This window comes from Pseudomonas sp. MWU15-20650 (assembly GCF_023242475.1).
Taxonomy (GTDB): Bacteria; Pseudomonadota; Gammaproteobacteria; order Pseudomonadales; family Pseudomonadaceae; genus Aquipseudomonas.
The window spans coordinates 1-11,745 of sequence record NZ_JALJFG010000012.1 but is presented as its reverse complement, the minus strand read 5'-3'; the positions used below and the strand labels follow the sequence as shown (position 1 = coordinate 11,745).

The window sequence follows — 11,745 nt, the reverse complement described above, 5'->3', positions numbered from 1 at the left end:
CGCTGCCCATGGATCTGTTTCGAAGTGACCCGATTGCTCAGCCCCTGGCGGCGCGCTTGCGTTCGACCAACCTGGATGAGTACGTCGGGCAGGAACACCTGCTCGCTCGCGGCAAGCCCTTGCGCGAAGCCCTGGAGCAGGGTGCGCTGCATTCAATGATTTTCTGGGGCCCGCCGGGCGTGGGTAAAACCACCCTGGCGCGGCTGCTGGCCAAGGTCTCGGATGCACACTTTGAAACGGTCTCGGCGGTCCTCGCCGGGGTCAAGGAGATCCGCCAGGCGGTGGAAGTCGCCAAGCAACAGGCTGGGCAATACGGCAAGCGCACGATCCTCTTCGTCGACGAAGTGCACCGCTTCAACAAGTCGCAGCAGGATGCGTTCCTGCCGTATGTCGAGGATGGCACGCTGATTTTTATCGGCGCGACCACCGAAAACCCTTCCTTCGAATTGAACAACGCCCTGCTGTCGCGGGCGCGGGTCTACGTGCTCAAGAGCCTGGACGAAGGGGCGATGCAAAAGCTGTTGCAGCGCGCCTTGAACGAAGACAAGGGCCTGGGCAAGCGCCAACTGAGCGTCAGCGACGAGGGCTTCAAGATCCTGCTGAGCGCTGCCGACGGTGACGGCCGCCGATTTCTCAACTTGCTGGAGAACGCCTCCGACCTGGCCGAAGACGGCAGCGAGATCGGCATCGACCTGTTGCAGAGCCTGCTGGGCGACACGCGTCGACGTTTCGACAAAGGCGGCGAAGCGTTTTATGACCAAATTTCGGCGCTGCATAAATCCGTGCGCGGCTCCAACCCCGACGGTGCGTTGTATTGGTTTGCACGCATGATCGACGGCGGCTGCGACCCGCTGTACCTGGCACGCCGCGTCGTGCGCATGGCCAGCGAAGACATCGGCAATGCCGACCCGCGCGCCTTGAGCCTGTGCCTGGCCGCGTGGGAGGTGCAGGAGCGCCTCGGCAGCCCCGAAGGCGAGTTGGCGGTGGCCCAGGCCATTACCTACCTGGCCTGCGCGCCGAAAAGTAACGCGGTGTACATGGGCTTCAAATCCGCCCTGCGTGCGGCCGCCGAACATGGCTCCCTCGAAGTGCCGTTGCACCTGCGCAATGCGCCGACCAAGTTGATGAAACAACTGGGCTACGGTGATGAATACCGCTATGCCCATGATGAGCCGGACGCTTATGCCGCCGGCGAAGATTACTTCCCCGATGCGCTGGAGCCGCAGGCGTTCTACCAGCCGGTGCCCCGTGGGCTGGAGCTGAAGATCGGTGAAAAGCTCAACCATCTGGCCCAACTCGACCGCCTCAGCCCCAGACAGCGGAGAAAGTAGTGCTCAAGACGATTCTTGCCGTGTCCATCGCCGGTATCGCTGGTACATTATTGCGTTTCGCCACCAGCACTTGGGTCAACGCCAACTGGCCGCGGCATTTTTATGCGGCGACCCTGGCGGTCAACCTGGTGGGTTGCTTGATCATTGGGCTGCTGTATGGCTGGTTCCTGTTGCGCCCGGAAGTGCCGATTGAAATTCGTGCCGGCTTGATTGTCGGCTTTGTAGGCGGTCTGACGACCTTTTCATCCTTTTCACTGGATACGCTGCGCCTGCTGGAAAGCGGGCAGGCCCTGGTCGCTTTCGGGTACCTGGGCATCAGTGTGTTCGGCGGGCTGCTCGCCACCTGGGCTGGCCTGTCCTTGACCAAACTTTGATAAACGAGAGACCGACATGCTCGATTCCAAACTGTTACGTAGCAACCTTCAGGACGTAGCGGACCGCCTGGCATCCCGTGGCTTTGCTCTGGATGTTGCGCGCATCGAAGCGCTGGAAGAACAGCGCAAGACCGTCCAGACCCGCACCGAAGCACTGCAGGCTGAGCGTAATGCGCGTTCCAAATCCATCGGTCAGGCCAAGCAGCGCGGCGAAGACATCGCGCCGTTGATGGCGGACGTCGAGCGGATGGGCACCGAGCTGTCCGACGGTAAAGTCGAGCTGGAGAAGATCCAGTCCGAACTGGACTCGATCCTGTTGGGTATCCCCAACATCCCGCATGAGTCTGTGCCGGTTGGCGAAGACGAAGACGGTAACGTCGAAGTGCGCCGCTGGGGCACGCCAAAAGCCTTCGATTTCGAGATCAGGGACCACGTCGCCCTGGGCGAATTGACCGGTGGCCTGGATTTCGAAACCGCCGCCAAGATGTCGGGCGCACGCTTTGCCTTGTTGCGCGGCCCGATTGCGCGCATGCACCGTGCACTGGCGCAGTTCATGATCAACCTGCACACCGGCGAACACGGTTACGAAGAGGCTTACACGCCGTACCTGGTTCAGGCGCCGGCGCTGATGGGCACCAGCCAGCTGCCGAAGTTCGAGGAAGATCTGTTCAAGATCAGCCGCGATGGCGAAGCCGATCTGTACCTGATCCCGACCGCCGAAGTGTCGCTGACCAACATCGTGGCCGGTGAGATCCTCGACGCCAAGCAACTGCCGATCAAGTTCGTGGCCCATAGCCCGTGCTTTCGCAGTGAAGCCGGGGCATCGGGGCGTGACACGCGCGGCATGATCCGCCAGCACCAGTTCGACAAGGTCGAGATGGTGCAGGTGGTCGAGCCGTCGACTTCCATGGAAGCCCTGGAAGGTTTGACCGCCAACGCCGAGCGCGTCCTGCAACTGCTGGAGCTGCCGTATCGCGTGCTGGCACTGTGCACCGGCGACATGGGCTTCAGTGCCGTCAAGACCTACGACCTCGAAGTGTGGGTGCCGAGCCAGGACAAGTACCGCGAGATTTCGTCGTGCTCCAACTGCGGTGATTTCCAGGCTCGTCGCATGCAGGCGCGTTTCCGTAACCCGGAAACCGGCAAGCCGGAACTGGTGCACACCCTCAACGGTTCGGGCCTGGCCGTCGGTCGTACCCTGGTTGCTGTGCTGGAAAACTACCAGCAGGCCGACGGTTCGATCCGCGTACCCGAAGTGCTCAAGCCGTACATGGCGGGCGTTGAGGTCATCGGCTAAATGGAATTTCTGCCGCTGTTTCATAACCTGCGCGGCAGTCGTGTGTTGGTCGTCGGTGGCGGGGAGATTGCCTTGCGCAAATCCCGGCTGCTGGCCGATGCCGGTGCGTTGCTGCGGGTGGTTGCTCCCCAGATCGAAGACCAGTTGCGTGAACTGGTGCAGGGCAGTGGCGGGGAACTGATTTTGCGCGGTTATCAGGAGGCCGACCTGGATGATTGCACCCTGATTATCGCGGCGACCGACGATGAGCCGCTGAATGCGCACGTGTCCAGTGATGCCAAGCGTCGCTGTGTACCGGTCAACGTAGTGGATGCGCCCGCCTTGTGCAGCGTGATCTTCCCGGCGATTGTCGACCGTTCACCGTTGGTGATCGCGGTGTCCAGCGGCGGCGATGCGCCGGTGCTGGCGCGCTTGATCCGCGCCAAGCTGGAAACCTGGATTCCGTCCACCTACGGTCAGTTGGCCGGGTTGGCGGCGCGTTTTCGTGCCCAGGTCAAAGGCTTGTACCCGGATGTGCAGCAGCGGCGGGCGTTCTGGGAAGACGTGTTCCAGGGCCCGATTGCCGACCGCCAGTTGGCCGGGCAGGGCGCGGAAGCCGAGCGCCTGTTGATCGAAAAGGTCAACGGCGCACCGCCCGATGCACCGGGCGAGGTTTACCTGGTGGGCGCAGGCCCGGGCGATCCGGACCTGTTGACCTTCCGTGCCTTGCGTTTGATGCAGCAGGCGGACGTGGTGCTGTACGACCGCCTGGTCGCACCCGCGATACTTGAACTGTGCCGTCGCGACGCCGAGCGCGTGTACGTCGGCAAGCGTCGGGCTGACCATGCCGTGCCCCAGGACCAGATCAACCAGCAACTGGTAGACCTGGCCAAGCAAGGCAAGCGTGTGCTGCGCCTGAAGGGGGGCGATCCGTTCATCTTTGGCCGCGGTGGTGAAGAAATCGAAGAGCTGGCCGCCCATGGCATCCCGTTCCAGGTCGTACCGGGTATCACGGCGGCCAGTGGTTGCGCGGCATACGCCGGGATCCCGCTGACTCACCGAGACTATGCGCAATCGGTACGTTTTATCACCGGGCATTTGAAGGACGGGACGTCTGACCTGCCTTGGAACGACTTGGTGGGGCCCTCGCAGACCCTGGTGTTCTACATGGGGTTGATTGGCTTGCCGATCATCTGCGAGCAACTGATCAAGCATGGGCGTGCGGCGGATACCCCGGCCGCGCTGATCCAGCAAGGCACCACCGCCAACCAGCGCGTGTTTACCGGCACCCTGGCCGACTTGCCGCGCATGGTGGCGGAGCATGAAGTGCATGCGCCGACACTGGTGATCGTGGGTGAAGTGGTGGTGTTACGCGAGAAATTGAAGTGGTTTGAGGGCGCCCAGGCTCAGGTCTGACGCTAAAAGCATCGGGGGCAAGCCCCAATGCCAGTCAGTTAAGCGCTAGAACGAGCAACCGGTAACCTGTGGCGAGCGGGCCACAGTGATAGTGTTCCTTCTTAGCTGATTGGCATCAGGGCTTGCCCCACGTGAGGCAAGTCCGCTCATTGCGTATGCGCTTGCTGGCTATCACCCGGCGCTTGAGCGCGGTCCTCAAGACTGTAGTCCCGCACCACCTGGGCAATGCGAAGGTGGTAGTCGGCAAAGACCTGCTTGCGACCGGCAAGCTGGGCTGCGCGATGCAATTCCAGGCCGCGCCACTGCTTGATCGCCTCTTCGTCACGCCAAAACGACAGTGATAGAACTTTTCCAGGTTCACTCAGGCTTTGGAAGCGCTCAACCGAGATGAACCCTTCAATCTCTGCCAGCAATGGTTTCAGCTCGGCTGCCAGGTCGAGATAGCGCTCGTATTGTTCTGTGTGCGGCCATGCTTCAAAAATAACGGCGATCATTGCTGACTCTCCTGAGGACGATGGAACTGCGGGATACGGCCATTGACGGAGGGAAGGTAACTCCACCGTTCAAAACGAGGAGTGCAAGGCGGTGGCTGAAATAGCCAGGCTAAAATCGCCTCTGCGGCGATAGTCAGGGCAAGTCGCTGGCCCGGGCATTCGTGCCTGCCCGAGCCAAAACTGAACGTTTTTCTTTGCGTTCGTTTGAGCAGGAAACGGTCAGGTGCCGGGTTGGCAGACGGGTCTCTGTTGGCTGACGCGAGTAACAGTAAAACGGTGTCACCCGCCTCAAGGACGCAGTCCCCGACCCAGCATCGTTTTGCAACGAATCGCCGGGTATTTTGTACCGGCGAGTCATAGCGGGCGACCTCCGCCACCAGGTCTGTGACGAGCAGCGGGGCTGATTGCAAGGTTGCAATCAGATCAGGGTCACGTTGCAGCGCTACGAGGGTATTGCCGATCAGCCCGGCGGTGGCCTCGCAGGTTTGTGACAACAGGCCGATCAGGTTCGCGATCAGCGCGTCAGTCTCGCCCCATGCGGTTGCGGCGCATCCGGCGTGGATCTGACTCAAAAAGGGGCTGGCTTGACGGTCGTCACTCAATAGCGCGCTGAATAACGGGTTGAGGCCGGTGGCGGCGCAATCAGCTTTATTGTGTTGGGCTGCATCGCTTAACGGCGACAGGCAGGCGACGAAATCGCGTGTAAGCCTCGCCACTGCCTGTAGCCGGCTGGATGGGATACCCATCAAGCTGGCAATCACGCCAATCGGTAGCGTGAACATCAGCTCATCCAGGTTCTCGATGGGGTTATCGAGGGTCTTGAGTACGCGTGCCACGATGCCGGTGAGGCTGTCTGTCTCGACAGAGGCCAAGGCGGGTTCAATGACTAATCTGGGACACTGATGCTGCGGGCCTTCGTTCATGCGCATCAAACGACCGAACACCGTACCTGAGGCACCCTGCGCAATGGCAGGAGGGATCAGCTCATTCAGTGGGCGTACCCGACAATCGGGATGCCCCAGAATGGCGTCGACAGCGTCGGCACTGCTTGCAATCCATAAACGCAGATCTGTATCGAATGAAAGGCCGTTTTGACGCCTGAGTGCGGCGTAATACGCATAGGGATCGGTGTGAGTGGCGGCATCAAAGGGCGTCATTCCAGGAGTCCTGTTCATAAAGAACGGCTACTATCGAACACCTCGCAGGCCGACAATTCGCTCAGGAACGAAATATGGACGCTCAAAGCAATGACACTGCCATCTCGCGGGTAGCCGGCGCCATTGCCGAACCTGCCAGGACGAAAATGCTGTGTTCGCTGATGGATGGCCATGCGCGTACCAGCACTGAAATGGCCGTCATCGCCGACGTGAGCTTATCCACGGCGAGCGCACACCTGGCGCGGCTGAAAGAAGACGGGCTGGTAAGGCTCTACACTCAGGGCCGGCATCGTTACTACAGCCTCGCGGATGCGCACGTGGCCCAGGCGATGGAGGCCCTGATGGTGATCAGTCACAAGGCGGATACCCGCTACGTTTCGACGACGCCATCCAGGTTGCAGTTTGCGCGCACCTGTTATGACCACATGGCCGGTACCTTGGCGGTACAACTGCATGACCATTTCCTGGCGTCGGGGTGGCTCATCACGCCGAATGTTGATGAGGACAGCGCCTATCAGCTGACGGTGAGTGGCGAAAAAGCGATGTCCGGTCTCGGTATCGAGGTCGAGAGGGTCAGGGCGCAGCGGCGTCGTTTCGCGTGCTCGTGCCTGGATTGGAGCATGCGGCGCCCGCATCTTGGTGGCGCGCTCGGAGCCGCTTTCCTACAGATGACCCTAAGCCGCAAGTGGGTTATCCAAGACCTGGACAGCAGGGCGCTTGCATTGACACCCAAGGGACGCAAGGAGTGCTACGGCCGATTTGGCATCGTGCTGGACAACAACCCGATGGGGAAAGCCGTTGGGGCCGACTCAACACCACTCGCCGCCCCTGCGTTATCGGTTCCCTAACGATTGATCTTCATGCCAGCAGATCAATGTCGGACGTCGTTGCCTTTAAGCCGATCTCTATCGTGCTGGGCATCAAACTGCTGCAATGGCCCCTTCGGCACAATCCCCGTGGGGTTGATGGTCCGGTGGCTCGCATAGTAATGCCCCTTGATATGCGCAAAATCCACCGTCTCGGCCACGCCCGGCCACTGATACAGCTCCCGCAACCAGTTCGATAAGTTCGGATAATCGGCAATCCGTCGCAGGTTGCATTTGAAGTGGCTGTAGTACACCGCGTCAAAGCGAATCAGCGTGGTGAACAGTCGCACATCGGCTTCGGTCAGGTACTCACCGGCCAGATAGCGGTGGCTGCCCAGATGCTGTTCCAAATGCTCCAGCTCGCTGAACACATCATCAAAGGCGCTTTCATACGCTGGCTGCGAGGTCGCGAAGCCTGCGCGGTACACACCGTTGTTCACCGCTGGGTAGATGCGCTCGTTGAGTGCGTCGATGGTCGGGCGCAGTGCTTCGGGGTAGAAATCCAGGGTGTTGCCCGTCAGTTCGTCGAACGCGCTGTTGAACATGCGGATGATCTCCGCCGACTCATTGCTGACGATGCGCTTGAGCTTCTTGTCCCACAGCACCGGCACGGTAACGCGACCGGTGTAGTCGGGCGTGTCGGCGGTATAGCGTTGATGCATGAACGCGAAATCATCCAGCGTGTCGCCGGTGGAGCCGTGGGTTTTGTCGAAGGTCCAGCCGTTTTCCAGCATCAGCCAACTGACCACCGAGACGTCGATCAGGCTTTCCAGGCCCTTGAGCTTGCGCATGATCAAGGTGCGGTGAGCCCAGGGGCAGGCAAGGGAGACATAGAGGTGATAACGGCCTGCTTCGGCCTTGAAGCCTCCCTCGCCGCTGGGGCCGGGCTGGCCATCGGCGGTCACCCAGTGGCGGCGTTGCGCCTGTTCGCGTTGGAAAGCGCCATCTGCGCTACTTTGGTACCACTGGTCTTTCCAGTGCCCTTCGATCAGCAAACCCATGGCGGGCTCCTTGGCTAATAAGCGTTGGAGCCCAGTCTAGTCGGATGAGTTCGAACTAAAAGCGCAAAGACCGGGCGTGAATGATCGATTAAATCGATTTGTCCCGCGCGGCCCAGTATTGCTGCGCCAGTTCGAACGCCTGTTGCCGCGGGTGGCCGAGGCCGCGCAAGGCCAGGGCCATGGTGGCGATCAGGGCCAGTTGTGGGTAGCTGTCCTCGACCTCGCCGCGCCATAGCGCCTTCAGATGTTCGGGCTCAAGCGTTGCCGGTTTGACGTGGCGCTGGTCGGAGAGGGCCGGCCATTCTTCGTCCCAGCTTTCGCCGCCGGTGGTGCCATACAAGTGACTGAGCGTGTCGGGGTTGATCTCGATTTCGCCACCGTCGCCCTTGACCACAATCACGTTGTCGCCGAGCAAGCCGCTGGCGTCACGGTGCACACCCTGGTAACCCGGGTGGAAGATGCTTTGCAGGCCGCAGCGGGCATTCAGCGGGTTGAGCAGGCGTGCCAGCGAGTGGATCGGTGAGCGCAGGCCGAGGGTGTTGCGCAGGTCGATCATGCGTTGCAGTTGCGGTGCCCAGTCGCCCAGCGGAATAAACGCCAGGTTGCCGTGCTCGAACGCCGTTTCGACTTGCTGCCAGTTGCGGCAAAGGGGAATCTGCAAAGACGCCAGCAATTGCTCGGTGTAGAGCCGACCTGCCGTGTGGGCACCGCCGCCATGCATCAGGATGCGCACACCGTTTTGCGCCAGGCATTTGGCCGCCAGCAGAAACCACGGCAGGTGGCGTTTCTTGCCGGCGTAGGTCGGCCAATCGATATCCACGTTCAGCGCCGGCGCGTCAAGGCGCTCGCGCACGGCCTGGGTGAACCCGGCGAGTTCTTCCGGGCTTTCTTCCTTGTGGCGCAGCAGCATCAGGAAGGCGCCGAGCTGGGTATCTTCAACCTTTTCGTCGAGCAGCATGCCCATGGCCTCGCGCGCTTCTTCGCGGGTGAGGTTGCGGGCGCCACGTTTGCCTTTGCCCAGGATGCGCACGAACTGCGCAAACGGATGCTCGGCCGGGGTTTCAAGGGTCAGGGGGGCAAAGTCGGTCATAAGCAATTCGTCGGCCTGGGCAGGCCCGCCAGCTTGGCGGCGAGTTTGGCGGGAGTGCCGTTGAACAGTTTGTTGAGGTGCAGGCTGTTGCCCTTTTCCGGGCCCAGCTTCAAGGCGGTGTACTTGATCAGCGGGCGCGTGGCCGGGGATAGCTGGAACTCGTTGTAGAAGCCACGCAGCAGCTCGAGGATTTCCCAGTGATCCGGGGTCAGTTCCAGGGCCTCGGCAGCGGCGAGGGCGTTGGCCACCTCGCTGGACCAGTCATTGAGGTCGACGAGGTAGCCGTCTTTGTCCAGCTCCAGGGTGCGTGCGCCGACGGTCAGGGTGTTCATAGCCAGGTATTGACCTTGTCGTAGTCGATCGATAGCTGCACGAAGCCTGGGTAATCCACACAGTCGGCCCAGTCGGGCAGTGGCAGGTTGCGCGCCTGCAGGTCTTCGGCCAGCACAAAGACCTTGATGCCCTTGAGTTGCAGCGCCGCATGGCGCAGCCCATACGCGCCGTCGCCGCAGAGCAGGATTGCATCCTCGGTGCCACACAGGCGCAGGCAACTGTCGAGGCGGCTATCGGTAAAAGGGGAGTGAGACACCATATGTAAAGTCGACATCAGAGGGTTATCACCTGGTCGTAACGGTCAATCAGCTGGGAGATCTGCTCACTGCTCAGCGACTGGGCACTGGCAGGGGCGGCCAGACCGCGCTCGGCCAGGCTGTGGTGGCAGGCGAACACCTCGTCAATGCCGAACAGCCCCAGTGCCTGCAGGTTGGCGCTCAGGTCCTTTTGTTGCAGGGCCTTGGCGTCCTGATGCGGCGCCAACTGGAACACGCCGTCATCGAGGAACAGCAGGCCAATCGGCAGATCAAACGCGCCACCTGCCAGGACGATATCCAGCGCTTCCCGTGCACCGGGCCCGGACCACGGAGCCTGGCGGCTGATCACCAGTAAGGATTTGGACATGTCACGGCCCTCCAAAACAGATCAGGCGGTCGGCGTCCTGGATCGCGTCGTGCAATTGGCCCAGGCCCGACAATGCCCAGGGCGCGCCCAGGTTGACGGCGCTGCGTTGATAGCGCGCAGCTTCTTCGCCGTTGAGCACGCCCCGGCGCAACGCGGCGGCGATGCAGACCACACCGTCGAGCTGGTGCTGGTCTACAAACTCGCGCCACTGGCGGGCGATGTCTTGTTCGTCCTGGGGCGTGACGACGTTATTGGCGGCGCTGTATACGCCATCCTGATAAAAAAACAGCCGCACAATCTCGTGCCCGCCGGCAAGCAGCGCCTGGGCGAACAGCAAGGCGCGGCGCGAGGAGGGCGCATGGGCGGCGGAAAACAAAGCAATTGCAAACTTCATGGAACACTCTGCAAGCAAACGTGGGCCAATGATAAAGCCGCTGCCGCGAAAAAGCCCGCCGTGATCAAAACGGTCACTGTGGATGATCGTTCTGACGATTGCCGTAACCGCACAAGGCTGACTACGCTGTGGCCAGTCGAATCGGAAGCGGAGTCTCCATGTCAGGTCCCTTGGCGTCCCTCAAAGTGCTGGATTTTTCCTCCTTGCTGCCCGGCCCGTTTGCGTCCTTGATGCTGGCGGACATGGGCGCCGAAGTGCTGCGTATCGAATCGCCCACGCGCCTGGACCTGTTGCGCGTGCTTCCGCCCCATGATCACGGCACATCGGCCAGCCATGCCTACCTCAATCGCAACAAGCGCAGTTTGGCGCTGGACCTCAAGCAGGCCGCTGCGTTGGAGTTGGTGCGTGAGCTGGTCAAGGACTACGACATCGTGCTGGAGCAATTCCGTCCCGGGGTGATGGCGCGCCTGGGCCTGGGCTATGAGGCGTTGAAGGCGATCAACCCTGGCCTGATCTACGTATCGATCACCGGCTATGGCCAAACCGGCCCCTATAAGGATCGCGCCGGGCACGACATCAACTACCTGGCGTTGGCCGGCGTAGCCAGTCACACCGGCCGTCGGGACGGCGGGCCATTGCCCTTGGGGGTGCAACTGGCGGATGTTGGCGGCGGTTCGTTGCATGCGGTGGTGGGTTTGCTGGCCGCGGTCATCGCCAGGCAGCAGAGCGGGGTGGGTCAATACCTGGATGTCAGCATGACCGACTGCTCGTTCAGCCTTAACGCCATGGCGGGTGCGGGTTACTTGGCGTGCGGGGTAGAGCCGGAGCGCGAAAACCATGTGCTCAATGGCGGCAGTTTCTACGATTACTACCGTACCCGTGATGGGCGCTGGATGTCGGTTGGCAGCCTGGAGCCGGCCTTCATGCAGCAATTATGCGCGGCATTAGGGCGGCCGGAGTTGGTGGCACAGGGCCTGTCACCGCAACCCGAGCAGCAAAACAGCCTCAAGCTGGCGCTGCAGGTTGAGTTTGAAAAGCGCAGCTTTGATGAACTGTGCGCGCTGTTTGCCGGGGTGGATGCGTGCGTGGAGCCTGTATTGAGCCTCAGCGAAGCGCTGGAGCACCCACAGTTAAAAGCGCGGGAGTTGGTCAGCCAGGTCCCCAGGGGCGATGGCTCGACCCAGGCACAAATCGCCTGTCCGCTGAAATTTTCCGAAGGTTTGCCAAAACCTCGGCATATCGGTGCTGCCGTCGGTGCGCACACCGATGAAGTGCTGACGGAGTTGGGCGTGAGCCCGCAGCGAATCAGCGCGTTGCGCAGCGCCAAGGTGATTATGTAGTGGCGGGGCGGACGTGATCGGGAGCAAGCTCCCTCACCTGCAGCGCTGT

General features: G+C 61.4%; 14 protein-coding genes. 6 read left to right on the top strand and 8 right to left on the bottom strand.

Translation table 11 applies throughout. The features are described from left to right. Positions 1-8: 8 nt before the first annotated feature. The 4 genes from M5B43_RS12185 to cysG are packed head-to-tail and all read left to right on the top strand — an operon-like array spanning position 9 to position 4,397. Positions 9-1,331 (top strand): replication-associated recombination protein A, encoded by a 1,323-nt coding sequence (locus M5B43_RS12185; protein ID WP_248750351.1) that lies wholly within the window; start codon positions 9-11, stop codon positions 1,329-1,331. After that, complete coding sequence (gene crcB, locus M5B43_RS12180) at positions 1,331-1,705, top strand: fluoride efflux transporter CrcB (protein ID WP_248750350.1); 375 nt, start codon at positions 1,331-1,333, stop codon at positions 1,703-1,705. Before M5B43_RS12185 ends, crcB begins: the two co-directional genes overlap by 1 nt. 16 nt (positions 1,706-1,721) lie before the next feature. Next, positions 1,722-3,002 carry a serine--tRNA ligase gene (serS, locus tag M5B43_RS12175; protein WP_248750349.1) on the top strand — a complete coding sequence of 427 codons (1,281 nt, stop codon included), beginning with the start codon at positions 1,722-1,724 and terminating at the stop codon, positions 3,000-3,002. After that, on the top strand, positions 3,003-4,397 hold the full coding sequence (cysG, locus tag M5B43_RS12170; RefSeq protein WP_248750348.1) for a siroheme synthase CysG: 1,395 nt from the start codon (positions 3,003-3,005) through the stop codon (positions 4,395-4,397). Between the two features lie 146 nt (positions 4,398-4,543). On the opposite strand, the gene M5B43_RS12165 is transcribed toward cysG, so the two are convergent. Beyond that, complete coding sequence (locus tag M5B43_RS12165) at positions 4,544-4,891, bottom strand: antibiotic biosynthesis monooxygenase (RefSeq protein WP_248750347.1); 348 nt, start codon at positions 4,889-4,891, stop codon at positions 4,544-4,546. Continuing rightward, the gene (locus tag M5B43_RS12160; RefSeq protein ID WP_248750346.1) at positions 4,888-6,048 is read right to left on the bottom strand and encodes a cytochrome P450; all 1,161 of its coding nucleotides are present in this window, start codon (positions 6,046-6,048) and stop codon (positions 4,888-4,890) included. Before M5B43_RS12160 ends, M5B43_RS12165 begins: the two co-directional genes overlap by 4 nt. 74 nt (positions 6,049-6,122) lie before the next feature. Between M5B43_RS12160 and M5B43_RS12155 the strand changes: the two genes are divergently transcribed. Beyond that, positions 6,123-6,896, top strand: coding sequence for a helix-turn-helix transcriptional regulator (locus M5B43_RS12155; RefSeq protein ID WP_248750345.1), 774 nt, complete (start codon positions 6,123-6,125; stop codon positions 6,894-6,896). A 23-nt stretch (positions 6,897-6,919) separates the two neighbouring features. Here M5B43_RS12155 and M5B43_RS12150 read toward each other — a convergent pair whose 3' ends face one another. The 6 genes from M5B43_RS12150 to tusD all read right to left on the bottom strand — a co-directional run bounded on the left by M5B43_RS12150 (position 6,920) and on the right by tusD (position 10,356). Beyond that, positions 6,920-7,915 carry a glutathione S-transferase family protein gene (locus M5B43_RS12150; protein ID WP_248750344.1) on the bottom strand — a complete coding sequence of 332 codons (996 nt, stop codon included), beginning with the start codon at positions 7,913-7,915 and terminating at the stop codon, positions 6,920-6,922. A gap of 88 nt (positions 7,916-8,003) precedes the next feature. After that, positions 8,004-9,005, bottom strand: a complete 1,002-nt coding sequence (locus M5B43_RS12145; protein ID WP_248750343.1) for a glycosyl transferase family protein — start codon at positions 9,003-9,005, stop codon at positions 8,004-8,006. Continuing rightward, entirely contained in the window at positions 9,002-9,337 is a 336-nt protein-coding gene (locus M5B43_RS12140) for a TusE/DsrC/DsvC family sulfur relay protein (RefSeq protein WP_248750342.1), read from the bottom strand. The genes M5B43_RS12145 and M5B43_RS12140 overlap by 4 nt, the downstream gene beginning before the upstream one ends. Continuing rightward, the gene (gene tusB / locus M5B43_RS12135; RefSeq protein WP_248750341.1) at positions 9,334-9,612 is read right to left on the bottom strand and encodes a sulfurtransferase complex subunit TusB; all 279 of its coding nucleotides are present in this window, start codon (positions 9,610-9,612) and stop codon (positions 9,334-9,336) included. The genes M5B43_RS12140 and tusB overlap by 4 nt, the downstream gene beginning before the upstream one ends. Further along, the gene (tusC, locus tag M5B43_RS12130) at positions 9,612-9,962 is read right to left on the bottom strand and encodes a sulfurtransferase complex subunit TusC (RefSeq protein WP_248750340.1); all 351 of its coding nucleotides are present in this window, start codon (positions 9,960-9,962) and stop codon (positions 9,612-9,614) included. The genes tusB and tusC overlap by 1 nt, the downstream gene beginning before the upstream one ends. Before the next feature lies 1 nt (position 9,963). Continuing rightward, entirely contained in the window at positions 9,964-10,356 is a 393-nt protein-coding gene (tusD, locus tag M5B43_RS12125) for a sulfurtransferase complex subunit TusD (RefSeq protein ID WP_248750339.1), read from the bottom strand. 158 nt (positions 10,357-10,514) lie between these two features. Here tusD and M5B43_RS12120 point away from each other — a divergent pair, with 158 nt between their 5' ends. Then, the gene (locus M5B43_RS12120; RefSeq protein ID WP_248750338.1) at positions 10,515-11,696 is read left to right on the top strand and encodes a CaiB/BaiF CoA-transferase family protein; all 1,182 of its coding nucleotides are present in this window, start codon (positions 10,515-10,517) and stop codon (positions 11,694-11,696) included. Positions 11,697-11,745 lie beyond the last annotated feature (49 nt).